The 19,631-nt window shown below is 56.2% G+C and carries 19 protein-coding genes; 13 read left to right on the plus strand and 6 right to left on the minus strand.

Annotated elements, in window-relative coordinates:
* Positions 1–26: 26 nt before the first annotated feature.
* On the minus strand, positions 27–1,796 hold the full coding sequence (locus BLM14_RS02725; protein WP_099997981.1) for a TRAP transporter large permease: 1,770 nt from the start codon (positions 1,794–1,796) through the stop codon (positions 27–29).
* Positions 1,789–2,373, minus strand: coding sequence for a TRAP transporter small permease subunit (locus tag BLM14_RS02730; protein WP_099997982.1), 585 nt, complete (start codon positions 2,371–2,373; stop codon positions 1,789–1,791). Before BLM14_RS02730 ends, BLM14_RS02725 begins: the two co-directional genes overlap by 8 nt.
* 283 nt (positions 2,374–2,656) lie before the next feature.
* On the opposite strand from BLM14_RS02730, the gene BLM14_RS02735 reads away from it, so the two are divergent.
* A complete protein-coding gene (locus BLM14_RS02735) occupies positions 2,657–3,406 on the plus strand; it encodes an SDR family NAD(P)-dependent oxidoreductase (protein ID WP_099997983.1) in 750 nt (249 codons plus the stop codon).
* 13 nt (positions 3,407–3,419) lie between these two features.
* Here the strand turns inward: BLM14_RS02735 and BLM14_RS02740 are convergent, their stop codons facing one another.
* Positions 3,420–4,319 (minus strand): branched-chain amino acid ABC transporter permease, encoded by a 900-nt coding sequence (locus BLM14_RS02740; RefSeq protein ID WP_099997984.1) that lies wholly within the window; start codon positions 4,317–4,319, stop codon positions 3,420–3,422.
* Between the two features lie 63 nt (positions 4,320–4,382).
* Between BLM14_RS02740 and BLM14_RS02745 the strand changes: the two genes are divergently transcribed.
* The 8 genes from BLM14_RS02745 to BLM14_RS02780 all read left to right on the plus strand — a co-directional run bounded on the left by BLM14_RS02745 (position 4,383) and on the right by BLM14_RS02780 (position 11,885).
* Positions 4,383–4,991, plus strand: coding sequence for a CGNR zinc finger domain-containing protein (locus BLM14_RS02745; protein WP_099997985.1), 609 nt, complete (start codon positions 4,383–4,385; stop codon positions 4,989–4,991).
* Entirely contained in the window at positions 4,984–5,493 is a 510-nt protein-coding gene (locus tag BLM14_RS02750) for a hypothetical protein (RefSeq protein WP_204251982.1), read from the plus strand. Before BLM14_RS02745 ends, BLM14_RS02750 begins: the two co-directional genes overlap by 8 nt.
* Before the next feature lie 223 nt (positions 5,494–5,716).
* Positions 5,717–8,023 carry a putative bifunctional diguanylate cyclase/phosphodiesterase gene (locus BLM14_RS02755; RefSeq protein ID WP_133123984.1) on the plus strand — a complete coding sequence of 769 codons (2,307 nt, stop codon included), beginning with the start codon at positions 5,717–5,719 and terminating at the stop codon, positions 8,021–8,023.
* Between the two features lie 94 nt (positions 8,024–8,117).
* On the plus strand, positions 8,118–8,264 hold the full coding sequence (locus BLM14_RS02760; RefSeq protein WP_099997987.1) for a DUF3096 domain-containing protein: 147 nt from the start codon (positions 8,118–8,120) through the stop codon (positions 8,262–8,264).
* A 145-nt stretch (positions 8,265–8,409) separates the two neighbouring features.
* Positions 8,410–8,631: an aa3-type cytochrome c oxidase subunit IV gene (locus tag BLM14_RS02765; protein ID WP_099997988.1), complete on the plus strand. Its 222-nt coding sequence runs from the start codon at positions 8,410–8,412 to the stop codon at positions 8,629–8,631.
* Positions 8,632–8,783: 152 nt separating this feature from the next.
* Positions 8,784–10,064, plus strand: a complete 1,281-nt coding sequence (locus BLM14_RS02770; protein WP_100000995.1) for a Re/Si-specific NAD(P)(+) transhydrogenase subunit alpha — start codon at positions 8,784–8,786, stop codon at positions 10,062–10,064.
* Positions 10,064–10,474 (plus strand): NAD(P) transhydrogenase subunit alpha part 2, encoded by a 411-nt coding sequence (locus tag BLM14_RS02775; RefSeq protein WP_099997989.1) that lies wholly within the window; start codon positions 10,064–10,066, stop codon positions 10,472–10,474. The genes BLM14_RS02770 and BLM14_RS02775 overlap by 1 nt, the downstream gene beginning before the upstream one ends.
* 10 nt (positions 10,475–10,484) lie before the next feature.
* Positions 10,485–11,885 (plus strand): NAD(P)(+) transhydrogenase (Re/Si-specific) subunit beta, encoded by a 1,401-nt coding sequence (locus BLM14_RS02780; protein ID WP_099997990.1) that lies wholly within the window; start codon positions 10,485–10,487, stop codon positions 11,883–11,885.
* Positions 11,886–11,940: 55 nt separating this feature from the next.
* On the opposite strand, the gene BLM14_RS02785 is transcribed toward BLM14_RS02780, so the two are convergent.
* The 3 genes from BLM14_RS02785 to rpsU form a co-directional block, all read right to left on the minus strand.
* The gene (locus BLM14_RS02785) at positions 11,941–12,540 is read right to left on the minus strand and encodes an NAD(P)H-dependent oxidoreductase (RefSeq protein ID WP_099997991.1); all 600 of its coding nucleotides are present in this window, start codon (positions 12,538–12,540) and stop codon (positions 11,941–11,943) included.
* A 6-nt stretch (positions 12,541–12,546) separates the two neighbouring features.
* Entirely contained in the window at positions 12,547–13,401 is an 855-nt protein-coding gene (locus tag BLM14_RS02790; protein WP_237143510.1) for a tetratricopeptide repeat protein, read from the minus strand.
* Positions 13,402–13,548: 147 nt separating this feature from the next.
* Positions 13,549–13,800: a 30S ribosomal protein S21 gene (rpsU, locus tag BLM14_RS02795; protein WP_099997993.1), complete on the minus strand. Its 252-nt coding sequence runs from the start codon at positions 13,798–13,800 to the stop codon at positions 13,549–13,551.
* Positions 13,801–14,194: 394 nt separating this feature from the next.
* On the opposite strand from rpsU, the gene BLM14_RS02800 reads away from it, so the two are divergent.
* The 4 genes from BLM14_RS02800 to BLM14_RS02815 are packed head-to-tail and all read left to right on the plus strand — an operon-like array spanning position 14,195 to position 19,346.
* The gene (locus BLM14_RS02800; RefSeq protein WP_099997994.1) at positions 14,195–15,448 is read left to right on the plus strand and encodes a sarcosine oxidase subunit beta; all 1,254 of its coding nucleotides are present in this window, start codon (positions 14,195–14,197) and stop codon (positions 15,446–15,448) included.
* A 23-nt stretch (positions 15,449–15,471) separates the two neighbouring features.
* Positions 15,472–15,834, plus strand: a complete 363-nt coding sequence (locus tag BLM14_RS02805; protein ID WP_099997995.1) for a sarcosine oxidase subunit delta — start codon at positions 15,472–15,474, stop codon at positions 15,832–15,834.
* 4 nt (positions 15,835–15,838) lie between these two features.
* On the plus strand, positions 15,839–18,814 hold the full coding sequence (locus BLM14_RS02810; protein ID WP_162293131.1) for a sarcosine oxidase subunit alpha: 2,976 nt from the start codon (positions 15,839–15,841) through the stop codon (positions 18,812–18,814).
* A complete protein-coding gene (locus tag BLM14_RS02815) occupies positions 18,807–19,346 on the plus strand; it encodes a sarcosine oxidase subunit gamma (RefSeq protein WP_099997996.1) in 540 nt (179 codons plus the stop codon). Before BLM14_RS02810 ends, BLM14_RS02815 begins: the two co-directional genes overlap by 8 nt.
* Positions 19,347–19,631 lie beyond the last annotated feature (285 nt).

The raw sequence follows: 19,631 nt of genomic DNA on the forward strand, positions 1-19,631 counted from the left end.
CGGGGTTTTTTGTTGTCCATTCCGCCCTACATTTTCGGCGGCTGGCTCAGATCCGGCGCTGGCGGCTGTGCCGGAGCCGATGGATTGGCTGGTGCCCCGCCCAATGGAGGCGAGCTCAAATCATTGCCCGATCCGCCGCCGAGGCCTCCACCCAATCCACCTCCAAGACCATTATCCTGACCAAAGCCGGGTATCTCGATCTTCATGGTCGCTGGATCAACGACAGGACCGCTGCCTTTATAGTGCATGACCATCTGCGGGAACATGATCGTCAATGCCACCATCAGGATCTGGATGCCGACGAAAGGCACCGCACCCCAATAGATCTGGCCGGTTGTGATGGGCTGGATCTTCTTGCCGGTTATCTTGTCGAGATAAGGCACCTTCGCCGCGACGGAACGCAGATAGAACAGTGCGAAACCGAATGGCGGATGCATGAAGCTCGTCTGCATGTTGATGCCGAGAAGCACGCCGAACCAGATCAGATCGATGCCCAGCTTGTCTGCAGCAGGAGCGAGCAGAGGGACGATGATGAAGGCGAGCTCGAAGAAGTCGAGGAAGAAAGCCAGGAAGAAGACGAGAATATTGACGACGATAAGAAAGCCAACCTCGCCGCCCGGGAGGGAGACGAGCAGGTGCTCAACCCATACGTGGCCGTTCACGCCATAGAATGTCAGCGAGAAGACGCGGGCGCCAAGCAGGATGAACATCACGAAGGATGAAAGCCGTGTCGTGGACGCCAGAGCCTGACTGACAACGCCTAAATTGAGGCGGCCTTTCGATGCGGCCATGATCAATGCTCCAACCGCGCCCATCGCACCACCTTCGGTGGGCGTAGCAATGCCGAGGAAGATTGTACCAAGGACGAGGAAGATCAGGGCGAGCGGCGGTATGAGAACGATGATCACCTGTTGAGCAAGGCGAGACATCAGATTGAGTCCAAACGACCGGTCGGCGAGCGCGAAAGCATAGATCACGATAATGCCGATTGTTGCACCCCAGATATCGGCATCTGCTCCGGCAGACGTGGCGAGCCACAGGTGAGCGCCGTACGCAATGGCGCCGGCGATCAAGAGTGCAACGAACAGCGAAGTGACGCCTGAACCCAGGGTCCGCGCTTCAACAGGAAGCGCCGGCATGGAGTCCCGTCTCCAGAACGTCATGAACAGAATATAGAGCATGTAGAGCCCCGTGAGCACGAGGCCGGGAATAAGTGCTCCGTGATACATGTCGCCAACGGAACGCCCAAGCTGGTCGGCCAGAACGATCAAAACCAGCGAAGGGGGGATAATCTGTGCAAGGGTTCCAGAGGCCGCAATAACACCTGATGCGACGCGCCGGTCATAGCCGTAACGCATCATGATGGGCAGGGATATCAGTCCCATGGCAATTACCGATGCAGCGACGACGCCGGTGGTGGCTGCAAGCAGGGCGCCAACGAAAATGACGGCATAGGCAAGACCGCCCCGGATGGGGCCGAAGAGCTGGCCGATCGTATCGAGCAGGTCTTCGGCCATGCCGGATCGCTCGAGGATGATGCCCATAAAGGTGAAGAAGGGGATGGCGAGCAATGTTTCATTGGCCATCGTGCCCCAGAAGCGTTCGGGGAGTGCATAGAGCAGGGGCCAGGAAAGCGTGATGCTCCCATTGGAATAGGGAGCAAGCTCGACACCGACGAAAAAGAACAGCAAACCATTAGCCGCAAGGGCAAAAGCCACCGGATAGCCGATCAGCATGAAAATGATCAGCGATGCGAACATGATGGGCGCCATGTTCTGCGCAATAAACTCAATCATTGCGCGCCTCCGTTATGGCAGCCACTTCCTGCTCCGCGATTTCTTCCAAAGACATGGGTGGGTTGGGGTCCGGCATGTCCCCGCGCATCACTGCGATCTTCTTGATGATTTCTGAAACGCCCTGGATACCGAGGAGCAGAAAGCCAACAAGCAGGATCAACTTGGCAGGCCAGAGAATAAGCCCGCCTGCGCTTGACGAGACCTCACCACTATTGAAGGAAAGTCTGACATAGGGGATGAAATAGAAAATCATCAGGATCACAAACGGCATCAGAAAGAAAATGTGTCCCAGAAGATCGATCCAGTGCTGGACACGCCGGGAAAATGCGCCGTAGACGATGTCAATGCGGATGTGCTCGTTTTGCTGCAATGTATATGCGGCTGCCAGCATGAAGGCACCGCCGAAAAGATACCACTGAAGTTCCAGCCAGGAGTTCGAAGACATATTGAACGTCTTGCGGATGATTGCGTTTCCTGCGCTGACCACAACTGCCAGGAAGATCAGCCAGGCGACAGAGCGTCCGATAAATTCATTGATGCGATCAATCGTTTTCGACAGAGCGAGCAAAGCCGGCATTTGGTACCTCCCCATAGATTCTGACAGCCTGAGTTTTTTGAGCTTCCCGCTTTTTGATCTCGCGGTGTCAGCTTCTTTCAGCCTTGCCTTATAAGAACATGTCCCAGCACTGGTACCAGCCCTGCCCGGAACCATCAACAGAATTGATTACATCTATAACCGAGCACATTCTCCGCATCAGCAGACTTTTGCCTGCGATAGAGTATCGGCGGTTGTCATGGCGCCATGAGCAGTCTAACAGTGACAAAACAATTGGGCATGTTGCTTATCGGTATTTGATTCAATGACAGGTGATACTTCAATTTCTGTTGCGGGAAAAACCATCGCGGTAACCGGAGGGTCATCGGGTTTGGGCCTGAGAATGGTGCAGGTTCTGGCAGCGCATGGTGCAAATGTCGTCTCAATTTCACGCATCCCCACTCCTGAAAATGAGATTCGGTCAAACGTCATGAACATCCTTGCCGATGTGACGGTCGCTGCCGATATTGAGCGCGCCTTTGATGAAGCGGAGCAGCAACTCGGAACCATTACCGTCCTATTCAACAATGCCGGGGTGGCGACCGTGGAACGGGCGCTAACAACGACACGCGAACAGTTGCGGCATATATTCGAGGTGAATGTCGAAGGTGCATTTTTCATGGCTCAAGAGGCAGCCAAGCGAATGATCGCCAAGAATGTCGGTGGGTCAATCATCAATTTGTCCAGCATCCTCGCCGACGCGCCGATCAAGGGATCAGCGGCCTATGCGATGTCGAAGGCGGCAATATCGCAGATGACACGCTCTTTGGCGCTGGAATGGGCTCCCCACAGTATCCGGGTCAATGCGATTGCTCCTGGCTGGTTTCCGACGCGGCTCAACGAGACAATCATGGACGGGCCCGCCAAAGGATTTCTCAAAGGTAGAAATCCGATGCGGCGCCTCGGGGAACCGGAAGACATTGACGGTGCCGTATTGATGCTGGCGTCCGATGCCAGCAGCTATATCACCGGGACGGTCATTACGATCGACGGCGGTCACAGCCTTCAGGGCTAGAGCAAATTTTGCTCTAAATGCGTTCTGTCTCTTGCGGGTTGATTCGTGTGGCGAGGACAAAGACGAGCAGCGAAAACACCGCGACGTCGCGCCATAGAACCGAGAAGTATCCACCCCACAGTGATTCGACCATTCCAATGATAGCCGCACCGATCGCTGCATACAGGGGACGGGAAAATCCACCTGCGGCCGTGATGAAAAGTATCTTCAAGCCGAAGATCATGCCGGTGTTGAAGCTGACATTGCCGTAGTAAAGCGCTGTGAGAAATCCAGCCAGTGCGCAAACGCCATAGCCGGCCAGTATGGCCTGTGTCCGGACCCGGTTCGGATCGATGCCGCACATGGCGGTTGCTGCAGGCTCATCACTCACGGCACGCCAGATGCGGCCTGCCGAAGTCCGCAGCATGATCGTCTCGCCGAGTGCAATCATCGCGAATGCCACAAGAATGTTCACGACCTGCAATTGTGTCAGGCTGATATCGATCTGTGGCCCGAGCAGTTGTACGGGCGCGGCCAGCATCGGCGGCAGCCAATAGTCTCTCGTATTGGCGGCAATCCGCGACAGTTCCATCAGAAAGATGCTGAGTCCGAGCGTTGCGACAAGAACGGTATTGCGACTCCCGGCCTCAAGTGGGCCATAGATGAGCTTGGCAATCGCGTAACCGCCAATGCCGACATAGACGATCGCAATCAATAAGCCAAAGGACAGCGCGGCTGGGAGAGTCATCCACAGGACGGTCCATCCAAATGCGGTCGCCAGAATGAAAGTCTGCCCGGAAAAAGCAAAAATGGCGCCAAGAGACAGATCGGTACGGTGAGTGAGGCCGTGGATCAGCACATATCCATAGGCAAGCAGCGCGTAAAGCGCGGCATTGTGAATCCCATTGAAAAGGAGCTGAAGAAAATATGCCATCTGCGTTCTCGGATCTGACTCATTCTAACTTGCATTATTGTTTTTACTAGTTAGAATTTTTGCATGACCTTTGACTGGAATGCTCATCGATTTAGCGGTGGTGTTTTGGCCCTCGATCTGGCCAATACCGTCATTTTCCGCGAGGCGCCGGACCGGTCGCAAGATCGCTTTGCTGATCCGGCCGAAGTGCCGCGTTTCGCGATAGCGGCTGCAAATTTTCGGCAGGGTGAATGGGGCGATATTCAGTTTCTTTCCCCGCTCTCACAGGGAGATATCGCGGTACTCATCGACGTTCGGGAAGCGATCAACAGGCTCTTCCGGACAGCCGCATATGGGGAAGGGCTGAAGCCAGAATCTTTGTCTGCGTTCTTGCGCCTTGGGTCGGAGATTGTCTGCTCCATCCCGGAGGAGCAGTCACTGATGCTCCCCCAGTCATCCGAAAAGGCTCGCCAATTGTCTCTGGCCGCAGCGGCGTTCCTTTCCGGCATGCGTCTGTTTGAGCCTGCGCGGCTCGAGCGCATCAAGATATGCCCGAATTGCCACTGGCTCTATTTTGATGAAAGCCGCAACCGCAGCCGGCGCTGGTGCGACATGCGTGTATGCGGCAATCGGGCGAAGGCCCGTCGGCACTATAGTCGAAACGGAAGGCTGGCGGAGATTAGCCATGTTTAGGGGAAGATCGTTACGCCCGCTCGTCTTGTTGATAGTCCTCGCGGGAGCGTTCGGCTTGGTGGCCTGCCGCGATGCGGGCGAGGCCGACTACCTGAATGTTTCCGGCAAGATTTTCGTCTTCAATTACCGGATTGCACAGGCGACATATCTCCTCACGCTTGCCAAACTCAGGCCGTTGCCTGACGGGGCGATGCTCGAGACGACTTTTGAAAATCCAGAAGGTGGCGATCCGCTGATCGTTCGGCAGACGATCTGGCCAATGATGGAGAAGATCACGGTCGAAAGCCCGCCGATCAAATGTGTAAAGGCGAACCGGGAGTATAAAGTCAGCATGCATCTTGAAGACGCCAGCGGCAAACTCCTGCAGACCATCGAACGGAAAATGATATCGGATGTCGATCAGTCGGTGATGCCGGACAAGCCGTTGGTTGTCGGACCATTCTATGACCCCAATCCTGACAAAGAAACTGATGAAAATTCATCTGCCGCATGCCCGGCTTAAGGGAATTGATACCAAATATCTGTTGAATTGCCGAAGATTCCTATTTCTTGTTTCTTTCAGGAATTAGTAATTCTAATTCCCAATTTATGGGGCTTAGATTTGACACGAGACAAGAATAAATATTCTTAATCGTTGTTCGATCTTTAGCTCCATTATCGTTGGCGTTTAGTGAAAGTAATCTTTAGCGTATCCACAGCGGATACACTTGGGCGCGGTCATATTGATGAGAACTGAACGCAACGAGAGCATCTCGCTCGAACTCATATCGCTTCGCACACTCTATGCGAACAAAAACGCTGTTTGGCGAACGTCTGTCGTGCAGATCATTGCGACCTTGATGATCTATATCAAGACTGGCCATCCGATCTATGTGGCTTTTGCGCTTGCGTTCTTTTTGACCATCCTTTGCAGGATAGCGAATGCCACTGCATTCGAGCAGGCGGATTTATCGACGGCCACCCCGGCGACATTGAAGAAATGGGAATGGCGCTATCTGTCCGGTGCATTGACCACCTGTGTCTTGCTCGGGATGCTGTGCTTTGTCAGTATTTATGTATTGGCCGATTCATCGGCGGCGATCACCAGTGTTATCATCGCCGTCGCGTCGATGGTTGCGCTGGTCACGCGAAATTATGTTTCGCCCACAGTCGTAGTGGGTATGTCGGTCGGAATTCTTGCGCCGCTGTTTGTGACATTTATCTTGCTCGGCGGTTTCTATAACTGGCTGCTCGCCCTGCTGATAATACCGTATTTCTGGAGCAACCTCGGTATCGCTTCGAACCTGCGCCGGTCACTTTTCGATGCACTGCTGGGCAAAAGGCAACTTGGTGTTGTAGCCAATAATTTCGATGCGGCCCTCAACGGCATGCCTCAGGGCCTGCTGATGTTCGACAGTAATCAAACCATCACAGTCGCAAATATGCGAGCGGCGAAGATGCTGGGGTTTGATCGTCCGGAACAGCTGCAGGGACGTTCGCTCGAAGCATTGCTGCGTCTGGCTCAATTGGGGGGCGGCTTTACTGACGACGCGCTGGGATCGCTGCGCGTGAAGATCCGAGACCTCCTGAACGGCTCAAAACAACGCGACACCTTTGTTTCACCCGCGAACCGGCATTACGAATTTACTGCGACACCTGATCCGCAACACGGTACTGTTCTTGTTATTCAGGATGTCACGCGCCGGGCTGATGCGGAAGCTCAAATCAACAGGATGGCGCGCTACGACAGTTTGACGGGTTTGCCCAACCGCAGCCAGTTCGCCGAAATTGCCAACACATACCCAAATACGCTTCAGCCTGGCGCGCAAACCATCCTTATGGTTGTCGACATCGATGGATTGAAACGCACGAATGACACGTTCGGTCATCGTATTGGCGATGAGTTGCTCCGCGCATTCGCCGACCGCCTCGCTTCCGTGGATGCCAACCACCCTGTTATCTCGCGCTTTGGCAGCGACGAGTTCGTCCTCCTGTTTTCCGCAACATCACACGAGGAAGCGCTGCTGTGCGTCGAGCGCGTGATGGCAACAATCGCCGGCCAGTACGTTGTATCTGGCCATGAGATTTTGATCGGTGTGCATTCGGGTGTCGCGATCGCAGACGCGGCGAAGTTTGAGCTTGCCGCCATGCATATGAACGCTGACCTGGCACTTGATGTTGCCAAAAAGGAAACCCAGAAGAAATGGGCGGTCTTCGTCGATACGATGGATCACTCGTTCCGGAGCAAGCAGCGGCTCAAGGCGGATCTGCGCAGGGCCATCGCGGATGGTGCGCTGTCGGTTGCCTATCAACCGATAGTCAATGTTCGCACATTGCGCATGACGTCGTGCGAAGCGCTTTCCCGATGGAACCATCCCGAATTCGGTGCGATTTCTCCGGCTGAATTCATCCCGATGGCGGAGGAAATGGGGCTTATTTCCGAGCTCACCCGAAGCGTGATTGAACGTGCGATCAAGGACTGCAGCAGGTGGGAATCCCGGATCGCTGTTTCGGTCAATCTGTCGTCGCACGATCTGCAGAACATGGATATGGTGAACATCATTCATTCCACGTTGCGGCAGCATGATATCGAGCCGCATTTGCTCGAAGTGGAAGTAACGGAAGGTGCGATTATTACTGATCGCGAAACGACGGGCAGCGTCCTTGCGGAACTCAAGGATTACGGCGTACAGGTTGCCATCGATGATTTCGGAACGGGGTACTCCAGCTTGAGCTATCTGAAGGACCTCCCGGTGACGAAGGTCAAGATCGACCGATCCTTCATTGCAGACATCGTCAAGGAAGGCCGTTCGCTGAAACTCCTGCGCGGTATCGTGCAGATGTCGCATGAACTCGGATTGTCCGTGACAATCGAAGGGCTTGAAACAAGCGAACAATCCGACCTCATCAACCAGTGGATTGGCGCGGAATATGTCCAGGGGTACCTCTACGGAGCCGCCATGTCCGCGGACGAGATCGTAAAGCTCCTGGACATTCCTATGGAGCAGAGATTGCTGGCCGTGAAAAGCGACCATGCTTCGTTACTGCATTGATCTTCTTCGATAGTTCGCAATAGTATCGGCAGCGGCTTATTCTGCCCTTCACGAAAATTGCTGCTGTTTCGGCTTCAGGAAGAAGGACGTCAACATGATTGCTCAGATCGCCATTGCTCCGCTCGTCGCTTTGATAGCGGGCATCGTCATCCTCATAGCTCCTCGACTGCTGAATTACGTGGTTGCGCTTTATCTGATCATCATCGGCGTCGTAGGGCTTTTCCCAAATCTGCTCAGTTAAATGACGCTGAAGCAATCCTTGGTTTCGTAGAAACTGTCTATTTGAATTATATCGATTGAGTCCCTATGAGCGACCATCTGCGCATTGCACTGATGCGGCGTTTTCGCTATTGCCATTACAACATCGACTATAAGAGGTTTTGAAGATGGCTGAACATCACGATACTTCGCCTGCAGAATTGGGCGCTCCCATGGATTACAAGGAACATGAGAGCACGTACAGTCTGTTTATTACGCTCTCGAAATGGGGCGTGATTTCCTGCTTGGCGTTGGTGGCTGCAATGGCATTCGGCTTTTTCGCCGGCGGGTTCTTCTCTGCTATCGTTCTCTTTATTGTTATTTGCCTGGCTGCCTGGTTCCTTCTCTAGATCAGCCACATAAACCGGGTGGAATACCCTATCAAAAGCGGTTCATTCGAACCGGTCGCATCTCAGGGTTGCCAATCGTTATAAGCGGGAAAGGCGCGCTGGCTTCAGGGCCACTGCCTTTGTATTGATAACTTGCTTGGGGGATGAAGAGCTTGGCTCAGACACTATTCATACCGAAAGAGATTGATACCAACGAGCCGCGCGTTGGCGGTTCGGCGGAGACAGTCAAAAAGCTTATCGGTCTTGGCTTTACTGTTATCGTGGAAACGGGAGCCGGTACGGCCTCGCGCATTCCGGACCGCGAATTCGAGGCGGCAGGTGCGACCATTGGCAAGGCAGCCGATGTCAAGGGTGCGGACGTTGTCCTGAAGGTTCGCCGTCCGGCCACCGCGGAGCTCAAATCCTATAAGCAAGGCGCTGTTATTATCGCCATGCTTGACCCTTATGGCAATGATGCAGCCGTCAAGGAACTGGCGGATGCCGGCGTGACTGCCTTCACCATGGAATTCATGCCGCGCATCACCCGCGCGCAGGTCATGGACGTTCTTTCCAGCCAGGCCAATCTTGCCGGTTATCAGGCAGTTGTTGATGCTGCCGAGGAATATGACCGCGCTCTGCCAATGATGATGACCGCAGCAGGTACGGTGCCAGCTGCCAAGGTATTCATCATGGGTGTTGGTGTTGCCGGACTGCAGGCTATCGCCACGGCGCGCCGTCTCGGTGCCGTTGTTACTGCGACGGACGTGCGCCCCGCGGTTAAAGAGCAAGTCGCCTCGCTCGGTGCCAAATTCCTTGCCGTTGAGGACGAGGAATTCAAGGCGGCTGAAACCGCCGGTGGTTATGCCAAGGAAATGTCGAAAGAATATCAGGCAAAGCAGGCAGCGCTGGTCAACGACCATATCGCCAAGCAGGATATCGTCATCACTACGGCCCTTATTCCAGGCCGACCGGCACCAAGACTGGTGACCCGCGAGATGTATTCGCGTATGCGCCCTGGCTCTGTGATCATTGATCTTGCGGTCGAGCGTGGCGGCAATGTCGAAGGCGCAGTCGCCGGAAAGATCGTCGAAGTCGATGGCATCAAGATCGTTGGCCATCTGAATGTTGCTGGCCGCATCGCTGCCACGGCATCGCAGCTTTATGCAAAGAACCTCGTCGCCTTCTTCGAGACGCTGGTCGACAAGGACAGCAAGAGCGTCAAGATCAATTTTGATGACGAACTGGTCAAGGCAACCGTGCTGACGCATGGCGGCAAGGTAGTTCATCCGAATTTTGCAAATGCTGCTGTGGCTGCTCCTGCAGCGAAGCCTGCCGCCAAGAAGGTAGCGCCGGCCGCAAAGGATGCGCCCGTAAAGGCGGAGGCCAAGAAAGCGGCTCCCAAAAAGGCCACGACGCCCAAAGCTGCACCCAAGAAGACTGAAGGAGAGGCGTGATGGCCGATGCTACACTCGAAAAGGCGCTTGAGACACTGAACCAGGCGACCGAGATGGTTCGCCAGGCCGCTGAAAGCATGCCTGATGCAGCGGGTGCCGCTGCCCATGCGGTCACGGGCGGTGCGGTCGATCCGTTCGTCTTCCGCCTTGCGATTTTCGTTCTGTCTATTTTCGTCGGTTATTATGTCGTTTGGTCGGTGACACCTGCTTTGCATACACCGCTCATGGCCGTCACCAATGCGATTTCGTCGGTCATCGTTGTCGGCGCGCTTCTGGCGGTCGGCCTTTCGGCAAGTGGCGCTGCCACCGGTTTTGGCTTCATCGCGCTCGTTCTCGTTAGCGTTAATATCTTCGGCGGATTCCTCGTCACCCATCGCATGCTCGCCATGTACAAGAAGAAAGAAAAGTGAGGCCATGAGCATGAGCGTGAATTTCGCAACTTTTCTTTATCTTGTCTCCGGCGTGCTGTTCATTCTGGCGCTACGTGGCCTGTCTCACCCGACGACCAGCCGTCAGGGTAACTTCTACGGCATGATCGGCATGGGCATATCGATCGTCACGACCCTTGCTCTGGCTGAACCCAGCTTCAAGGGCTTGGGAATGATCGTGATCGGCCTTGCCATCGGCGGTAGCGTGGGCGCCTATATCGCCAAACGCATTGCCATGACGGCCATGCCGCAGCTTGTTGCCGCCTTCCACTCGCTGGTCGGTCTGGCCGCGGTCCTCGTGGCGGCTGCTGCGATCTACGCGCCGGAATCGTTCGGGATTGGCGAAATCGGCAGTATTCACGGGCAGGCGCTGGTTGAAATGTCGCTTGGCGTTGCCATTGGTGCCATCACCTTCACCGGCTCGATCATCGCCTTCCTCAAGCTCGACGGCCGCATGTCCGGCAAGCCGATCATGCTTCCCGGCCGTCATTTCCTCAATGCGGCCCTGCTGGTTGCGATCATCGTGCTGGTGGTTGTGCTGGTTCTGACAGAAAGCCATGTCGTGTTCTGGCTGATCGTCATCCTGTCGCTGGTTCTGGGCGGTCTGATCATCGTTCCGATCGGCGGCGCCGATATGCCGGTTGTCGTGTCGATGCTGAACTCCTATTCCGGCTGGGCGGCTGCGGGCATCGGCTTTACGTTGGGCAATCTGGCACTGATCATCACTGGTGCGCTGGTCGGCTCCTCGGGTGCGATCCTGTCCTACATTATGTGCAAGGGCATGAACCGGTCGTTCATCTCGGTTATTCTCGGCGGCTTTGGCGGCGAGACGGCAACTGCGGGCGCCGGCGAAGTCGAGCAGCGCCCGGTAAAGCAGGGCTCGGCCGACGATGCAGCCTTCATCATGAAGAATGCATCGAAGGTCATCATCGTGCCGGGCTACGGCATGGCCGTGGCGCAGGCGCAGCACGCCCTGCGTGAAATGGCTGACAAGCTGAAGGCGGAAGGCGTTGAGATCAAATATGCCATCCATCCGGTTGCCGGACGCATGCCCGGTCATATGAATGTGCTTCTCGCTGAAGCCAACGTGCCTTACGATGAGGTGTTCGAGCTCGAGGACATCAACTCGGAGTTTGCCCAGGCAGACGTTGCCTTTGTCATCGGCGCCAATGACGTGACCAATCCAGCGGCAAAGACAGATCCGAAATCACCGATCTTCGGCATGCCCATTCTCGATGTCGACAAGGCCGGGACGGTGCTCTTCATCAAGCGCGGCATGGGCTCAGGTTATGCCGGGGTCGAGAACGAACTGTTCTTCCGCGACAATACGATGATGCTCTTCGCCGACGCCAAAAAGATGGTGGAGAACATCGTCAAGGCGCTCGACCACTAGACGCGAATCGATGAGAATCCAGAAAAAGCCCGCCAGAACTGGCGGGCTTTTTTATTCAGATCAGTTTTTGCAATTTCTGCGTCAGCATTCTCTCAAAAGCCGCCAATCTGCCGATGGAAATCTTTTCCGTATTGTATAGTGAAAGCATGGAAAAACGGGCCGTTGGGGCGCACGTGCCGATAATGGCGCGTGAAAGTATGCGGCGAACCGGTCGAAACATGATGAGCCAGTCTATCCACCAGGGCGAGCCGAGCGTCGTGATAGCAAGGCAGGATTGCAGCTTGGTAAGTCTTGGGACCATGCGGCCAAAATCCGGCGCATGGTCGTAGGCAATACCCGGAGCAAAAACCCGATCTATCCAGCCTTTGAGTATCGCCGGAAGCCCGAACCACCATGTGGGAAAAATGAGGACGAGCACATCTGCCGTCTGAAGTAGGTCTGCGTATTCGGCGATCGCAGTGGAATCATGTTCAGTCGCATAATAGCTTCGCCGCTCGTTTGATGAGAGGCGGGGATCGAAATCCCGCTCATATAGATCGAGGATTTGCAGATCGTGCCCGGCCTCGCCGATCAAAGAAGCAGTTAACGCCGTCAAATGCGCGCAAAGACTATCCTTGAGAGGATGGGCCAGGACAACGACAAAGCGCTTGCCCATGGCTCATCAAGAAGTTTTGCGGGTGCGGGTGAGACCATCGAGAGCTGGTTTGTATTTGGGATCAAGCTGCACAGCCTTCGCATAGGACTTTGCCGCACGCGCTTTATCACCACGATGTTCATAGATCAGCGCCTGGTTGGCCCAGCCTTCGGCAATCGTGCCGTCCAGTTTGATCGCTGTGTTGAAGTCATCGAAGGCGTTGTCGTCGTCGCCGAGGGCAACATAGGAAATGCCACGTCCGTTATAGGGCTCGGCCGCATCCGGCTGTAGCGAAATCGCTGTCGAGAAATCCTCGATCGCCTGCTTGTGCTGGTTGCGCGCCTGATAGATCAGGCCGCGATTGTGATAAGCGCGCGGGTCGGTGGTGTTGAGCTGGATGGCCTGGTTGAAGTCGTTCATGGCCTGGTCCAACTGGCCTGCCTGACGGTAAAGATTACCCCGGCCGATATAGGCGGCATCGTACTGCGGATTGAGCTGTATGGCCTTGCTGTAGTCTGCGACCGCCTGGGCAGTGTTGCCCATATTGCGATAGACGAGCGCCCGATTGGCGTAGGCCTGATAGAAATTCGGGTTCAGCTGCAGTGCAGTGTTGAAATCCTTGATCGCATCATTGTTGCGACCTGCACGGCCAAAGGCGGAGCCACGAACATTGTAGGCTTCTGGATCTTTGGGATTGTTGCGAATGACTTCGTTGAGCGAACTGATATTCTCGGTCGAGCCTTGTGCCTTGTCGATACCGGTCATATCGGTGGTCGAGGTGCTCTGGCATCCAGCGACGGCCAAAGCAAGAACGGATGCAATCAGTAATCCTGTAAAGCGAGCCGATTTTAAAGTCGATCGAGGTTCGCGATATGAGGCCATTTCAACTGAATGTGTCATAGTTCATGTGTCCCGTACAACGAAGAGCTTTGCAAGCCCTATTGTTCCGATGGCACCAAACGAAAACAGGGCGGTGTGGCACAAGCCACTCCACCCCGAACTCGGGTCAAGGCGTCGATAAAATGCAGATCAACGAGCCGCTGAGGCGCGGACCGGAGCCTTGCGAGCCGGCATTGGCAGAAGGCCTTCGCGCTGAGCCTGCTTGCGGGCAAGCTTGCGGGCGCGGCTGATTGCTTCCGCCTTCTGGCGGGCGCGCTTGATCGAGGGCTTCTCATAATGATCATGCATCTTCATTTCGCGGAACATGCCTTCGCGCTGCATCTTCTTCTTGAGAACGCGGAGAGCCTGATCAACATTGTTTTCGCGTACGAGTACCTGCACGTTTTATCCTGTATCTCTTAGAATTTCGTTGAGCCCGGCTGCCGATACCCAAATCCTTGACGTTGGGTCAACAAACCAGACTTCGCGACGGTCATCCATCGCAAACTGTCGTGGCCATTATCAGAAAGTTGAGCGAATGTCCATGGTACTGGCGAGCAAAATGGCTGATATTCTTGCAGCAGGCAGATCGCTGCTCCGGTAATTTTTAGATTAACCGGCACGGAGCGCCAATCTCCGTCGCAAAATGGCAAAAGACCTTTGGACGGATGGGATACTGATGCATAAAAGCAAGGTTCCCGGTCATAAAATCGATGTCGATTTCTGAACAGGGTCTTGTGAAAATCTCTGAACAATCGCTCTGCGAAGGCCCAACTGGTTCGCAAAGGAATAGGTAATGCGGAAATATTCGGTGTTTGCTCTGGCCCGCGAAGCCCTGCGTGCTCACAAAGGCTGGGAGCAGCAATGGGCATCACCCGAACCCAAATCGGAATATGATGTCATCATTGTCGGCGCAGGTGGACATGGCCTGGCGACCGCCTATTACCTCGCCAAGGAACACGGCATCACCAACGTCGCTGTGCTCGAAAAGGGCTGGCTCGGCGGCGGCAATACCGGCCGCAACACCACCATTATCCGCTCCAACTACCTCTATGACGAATCTGCTGGCATCTACGAACATGCGGTGAAGCTCTGGGAGGGCTTGAGCCAGGATCTCAACTACAACGTGATGTATTCGGCGCGCGGCGTGATGATGCTGGCGCATAATATTCACGACGTTCAGGTGTTCAAGCGCCACATCCATGCGAACCGCCTGAATGGCATCGACAATGAATGGCTGACGCCCGAGCAGGTAAAAGAATTCTGCCCGCCGATCAATCTCTCGGCAGACGCCCGCTATCCGATCATCGGTGCGGCCCTGCAACGGCGCGGCGGCACTGCCCGACACGATGCCGTCGCCTGGGGCTATGCCCGTGCTGCGGCCGATCGCGGCGTGCATATCATTCAGAATTGCGAGGTCACGGGCATTCGCCGCGCTGCCAATGGCGCCGTCATCGGTGTGGATACCAATCGCGGCCCGATCAACGCCAAGAAAGTCGGCGTCGTCGCTGCCGGCCATACGTCGGTCATCATGAACATGGCCGGCGTGCGCATGCCGCTCGAAAGCTATCCGCTGCAGGCACTGGTCTCGGAGCCGGTCAAGCCGCTGATCCCCTGCGTGATCATGTCGAACACGGTCCATGCCTATATCTCGCAGTCCGACAAGGGTGAGATGGTGATCGGTGCTGGCACCGACCAGTACACGTCCTATTCGCAGACCGGCGGCCTCCACATCATCAATCATACGCTCGACGCGATCTGCGAGATGTTCCCGGTCCTGACACGATTGAAGATGCTGCGCTCCTGGGGCGGTATCGTCGACGTGACGCCGGACCGCTCGCCGATCCTGGCCAAGACGCCTGTGCCGGGTCTCTATGTCAATTGCGGCTGGGGAACGGGCGGTTTCAAGGCAACGCCGGGCTCGGGCAATGTATTTGCCCATACGATTGCTCGCGACGAACCGCACCGGATCAATGCGCCATTCACCATCGAGCGCTTTACCACCGGCCGCCTGATCGACGAAGCCGCTGCGGCGGCTGTCGCGCACTGAATTCAAGAAACGAGACGAAGACGATGCTTCTCATCAAATGCCCTTACTGTGAAGAAGAGCGCCCGGAACTGGAATTCCGCAATGCGGGTGAAGCGCATCTTGTGCGTGCCGCCTCGATCGTCGAACAGTCCGACGACGATTTCGCTGCCTATCTCTATTTCCGGCAGAACCCGAAAGGGCTGCAATTCGAACGCTGGCGGCATATTCATGGCTGCGGACGGTTCTTCAACGCCGTACGCGATTCTGTCTCGGACAAGTTCCTGACGGTCTACAAAGCCGGTGAGCCGCGCCCGAACGTGGAGATGCTCTCGCGGCCAACTGCACAAGAACCGCTTGAAGTGCCAGCAATGAAACGCGCGCCCCGCGCCAAGAAAGCGGAGGTGTGAGCCCATGAGCACTGCTATTCATTCCGGAAGCAACCGTATTGCTGGCGCAGGCCGATTGACTCCGGCGAAAACCGTTCGTTTCACATTTGACGGGCAGAACCTGACCGGCCTTGAGGGCGACACGCTGGCCTCGGCGCTGCTTGCCAACGGTATTCACCTGGTCGGGCGCTCGTTCAAATATCACCGTCCGCGCGGTATCCTGTCGGCAGGCAGCGAAGAGCCGAATGCGCTGGTCGATATCGAGCGCGACAAGTCGCGCAAGCAGCCAAATGTGCGTGCGACCGTGCAGGAAATCTATGACGGGCTGAAGGTCAAGTCACAGAACCGCTGGCCATCGCTGACCTTCGATATCGGTGCCGTCAATGATGTCTTTTCGCCGATGCTGCCGGCAGGCTTCTACTACAAGACGTTCATGTGGCCGAAATTTGCCTGGAAGACGATCTACGAGCCGAAGATCCGCGCTGCAGCAGGTCTTGGTGTTGTTCCTGGCGAGCCGGACACGGATCGCTATTCAAACCGCTTCGCCCATTGCGATGTGCTCATTGTCGGCGCGGGCGCCGCAGGTCTTGCCGCAGCGCTCAGCGCTGCATCGACCGGTGCCAAGGTCATTCTTTGCGACGAGCAATCTGAAGCCGGCGGCGCATTGCGCTACGAAAGCGATGTCACTATTGACGGCGTTTCGGGCTATGAATGGGCAACTGCGACGATCGCGAAATTGCGGTCGATGGACAACGTTACTGTCCTGAGCAGAACCACCGCTTTTGGCTACTACGCGCAGAATTTCGTTGGTCTGGTCGAGCGTATCAGCGACCATCTCAGCAATCCGGGCTCTGACATGCCGCGCGAACGGCTTTGGCAGGTTCGGGCGAAAAAGGTGGTTCTCGCCACCGGCGCTATCGAACGGCACATGGTCTTTGCCAATAATGATCGCCCCGGCGTCATGCTTGCTTCGGCCGCCCGCATGTTCCTCAATCAGTATGGTGTTGCGATTGGCCGGAAGGTCGGTGTCTATACCTCCAATGATTCCGCCTATGCCGCGGCGATCGATCTGAAGCGCGCCGGTGTTGATGTGCCGGTGATTGTCGATACGCGGGACAATCCATCATCTCCGGTCATCGAAGAAGCCCGCTCGCTTGGCATCGAGGTTCTGACTGGCCATGCTGTCTATAGTGCAGGCGGCAAACGCCGCGTTTCTTCGATGTCGATCCAGCCAAGCCGGGGCGGCAATGAGCGCAAGGTCGCCATTGATGCACTGATCATGTCCGGAGGCTGGACGCCGTCGGTGCATCTGTTTTCGCAATCACGCGGCAAGGTCGCGTGGGATGCGGAAAACGAACGTTTCCTGCCTGGCACCTATGCGCAGGATTGCGTTTCCATTGGGGGTTGCAACGGCACAGATGGCCTGCAAGCAACGCTGGATGAGGCTTTCGCGGCCGGCGGCAAAGCCAAATCCATTTCTGCGACTGGCGGCACGGACTGGGTCGGCGGCATGATCGGCTCGGCACCCGGCGCCGGCGCGGACACGACCGTCAAGGCCTTTGTCGATTTCCAGAATGACGTGACGGCCAAGGACGTGCGGCTCGCCGTACGTGAAGGCATGCACTCGATCGAACACGTCAAGCGCTTCACGACAAACGGTATGGCGACAGACCAGGGCAAGACGTCCAATCTGCATGGCCTTGCGATTGCCGCCGAAGCGCTGAACCGGCCAATACCGGCCGTTGGCCTGACGACATTCCGCGCGCCGTTCACGCCGGTCACATTCGGCGCGATCGTCAACCACGCGCGGCATGACCTTTTCGATCCGACGCGGCGCACGCCAATGCATGCCTGGCATGTGGCACAGGGCGCGGCCTTCGAGGATGTCGGGCAGTGGAAACGCGCATGGTACTACCCGCAGGCGGGCGAAGACATGCATGCGGCAGTCAACCGCGAATGCGTCGCTGTACGCAATCAGGCCGGTATTTTCGATGCGTCAACGCTCGGCAAGATCGAAGTGGTCGGGCCGGATGCGGCGAAGTTCCTGGAGCTCCTCTATACCAACCCCTGGGAAAAGCTCGGCGTCGGCCGTTGCCGTTACGGTATCATGCTGCGCGAAGACGGGTTCATCTACGATGACGGTGTCGTCGGCAGGCTTGCCGAGGATCGTTTCCACGTGACGACGACGACCGGCGGCGCGCCGCGCGTCATGCATCACATGGAAGACTATCTCCAGACCGAATTCCCGCATCTCAATGTCTGGCTGACCTCGACGACCGAACAATGGGCGGTGATTGCCGTGCAGGGTCCGAAGGCCCGCGAAATCATTGCGCCGCTGGTCGAAGGCATCGACATGTCAAACGAGGCCATGCCGCATATGAGTGTGCGGGAAGGCAAGATCTGCGGCGTGCCGACACGGCTGTTCCGGATGTCGTTTACCGGCGAGGCGGGCTACGAAATCAACGTGCCGGCCGATTACGGTCAAGCCGTTTGGGAGGCCGTGTACGCGAGCGGCAAGCCGCTTGGCCTGACGCCCTATGGTACCGAAGCGATGCATGTCCTGCGCGCCGAGAAGGGCTACATCATCGTCGGTCAGGACACGGATGGCACGGTAACGCCGCAGGATGCGGGACTGACCTGGGCCATCGGCAAGAACAAGACGGACTATGTCGGCATTCGCGGTCTCTTACGCCGCGATCTGGTGGCAGATGGCCGCAAGCAGCTTGTCGGCCTGAAGACCGTGGATCCGAAAGTCGTGCTGGAAGAGGGTGCGCAGATCGTTGCCAATCCGAACCAGCCGGTGCCGATGACCATGATCGGTCACGTGACATCGTCCTACTGGTCGGAAAATTGCGGCCGCTCCATCGCCATGGCGCTGGTGATCGATGGAACAAAACGCCTTGGCGAGACGCTCTTTGTGCCGATGCCGAATGGAGTGATCGAAGTGGAAGTAACCGGAACGGTGTTCTTCGACGAAAAGGGAGAGCGTTTGAATGGTTGAGATTTCCCATGCAACCCGGTTGCATCCGCTGCAGGCAGGTTCCGTATCGGTCGCCTTGGCCGACAATGCGACACGCGTTTCACTCCGCGCCAGGCTTGATGCGATTTCCGTGCTCTCCAAGGCTCTGGGGCTTAATCTGCCAGTGAAGCCGAAATCAACGGTTACGAATGGCAGTCGCACCGCCATGTGGATCGGTCCAGACGAATGGCTGATCATCGACAATGCGGATAGCAGCCTCACCGCTGATCTTGCCGCGGTAAAGGTGCTGCACTCGGCGGTCGATATTTCGCATCGCAATGTCGGTATCATCATTTCCGGCAAGGGTGCAGATGCGGTTGTCAATGGAGGATGCCCGCAGGACCTGTCGCTCAAAGCCTTTCCGGTAGGGGCAGCGTCCCGAACCGTTCTCGGCAAGATCGAGATCGTCCTGTGGCGCACTGGCGAAAACAGCTTCCGAGTCGAATGCTGGCGGTCGTTCTCCACTTATGCCTACGCTTTTCTTCAAGAGTCGGCACGGGACGTCACTGTCTAGAACAGGCTTCGATTTAGCGCTCTAACGTTTCAAAGAACCGGGTGTGGCTTGTCCGTTACCCGCCATCGGAGGCGCCGGTCCTCTCCCCGCTTCGAACGGCTCCGGAAGCAGTTCCCCGTGGAAAGGACCGGGATAGAATAAACGAGGTCCGCGGGTGTTGGATAAGTTGGCGGGATTATTTTCGAGATGGCTGTTCCACCCCCACCCGCAGCGAAGCTGCGGGTGGGGGTGAATTTTCAGGAGCAGAAAGCCCGTGACAAATCGCAAGAATGGGGACTTGCCGTC

This window comes from Phyllobacterium zundukense, from assembly GCF_002764115.1.
Lineage (GTDB): Bacteria > Pseudomonadota > Alphaproteobacteria > Rhizobiales > Rhizobiaceae > Phyllobacterium > Phyllobacterium zundukense.

Excerpts from the sequence above, each read along its gene's own strand:
- BLM14_RS02775 (WP_099997989.1), top strand. The coding sequence starts at position 10,064 with ATGGCCGATGCTACACTCGAAAAGGCGCTTGAGACACTGAACCAGGCG.
- BLM14_RS02740 (WP_099997984.1), bottom strand. The coding sequence starts at position 4,319 with ATGGCATATTTTCTTCAGCTCCTTTTCAATGGGATTCACAATGCCGCG.
- BLM14_RS02725 (WP_099997981.1), bottom strand. The coding sequence starts at position 1,796 with ATGATTGAGTTTATTGCGCAGAACATGGCGCCCATCATGTTCGCATCG.
- BLM14_RS02800 (WP_099997994.1), top strand. The coding sequence starts at position 14,195 with ATGCGGAAATATTCGGTGTTTGCTCTGGCCCGCGAAGCCCTGCGTGCT.
- BLM14_RS02765 (WP_099997988.1), top strand. The coding sequence starts at position 8,410 with ATGGCTGAACATCACGATACTTCGCCTGCAGAATTGGGCGCTCCCATG.
- BLM14_RS02730 (WP_099997982.1), bottom strand. The coding sequence starts at position 2,373 with ATGCCGGCTTTGCTCGCTCTGTCGAAAACGATTGATCGCATCAATGAA.
- BLM14_RS02750 (WP_204251982.1), top strand. The coding sequence starts at position 4,984 with ATGTTTAGGGGAAGATCGTTACGCCCGCTCGTCTTGTTGATAGTCCTC.
- BLM14_RS02780 (WP_099997990.1), top strand. The coding sequence starts at position 10,485 with ATGAGCGTGAATTTCGCAACTTTTCTTTATCTTGTCTCCGGCGTGCTG.
- BLM14_RS02810 (WP_162293131.1), top strand. The coding sequence starts at position 15,839 with ATGAGCACTGCTATTCATTCCGGAAGCAACCGTATTGCTGGCGCAGGC.
- BLM14_RS02760 (WP_099997987.1), top strand. The coding sequence starts at position 8,118 with ATGATTGCTCAGATCGCCATTGCTCCGCTCGTCGCTTTGATAGCGGGC.
- BLM14_RS02815 (WP_099997996.1), top strand. The coding sequence starts at position 18,807 with ATGGTTGAGATTTCCCATGCAACCCGGTTGCATCCGCTGCAGGCAGGT.
- BLM14_RS02735 (WP_099997983.1), top strand. The coding sequence starts at position 2,657 with ATGACAGGTGATACTTCAATTTCTGTTGCGGGAAAAACCATCGCGGTA.
- BLM14_RS02790 (WP_237143510.1), bottom strand. The coding sequence starts at position 13,401 with ATGGCCTCATATCGCGAACCTCGATCGACTTTAAAATCGGCTCGCTTT.
- BLM14_RS02755 (WP_133123984.1), top strand. The coding sequence starts at position 5,717 with ATGAGAACTGAACGCAACGAGAGCATCTCGCTCGAACTCATATCGCTT.
- BLM14_RS02805 (WP_099997995.1), top strand. The coding sequence starts at position 15,472 with ATGCTTCTCATCAAATGCCCTTACTGTGAAGAAGAGCGCCCGGAACTG.
- BLM14_RS02745 (WP_099997985.1), top strand. The coding sequence starts at position 4,383 with ATGACCTTTGACTGGAATGCTCATCGATTTAGCGGTGGTGTTTTGGCC.
- BLM14_RS02785 (WP_099997991.1), bottom strand. The coding sequence starts at position 12,540 with ATGGGCAAGCGCTTTGTCGTTGTCCTGGCCCATCCTCTCAAGGATAGT.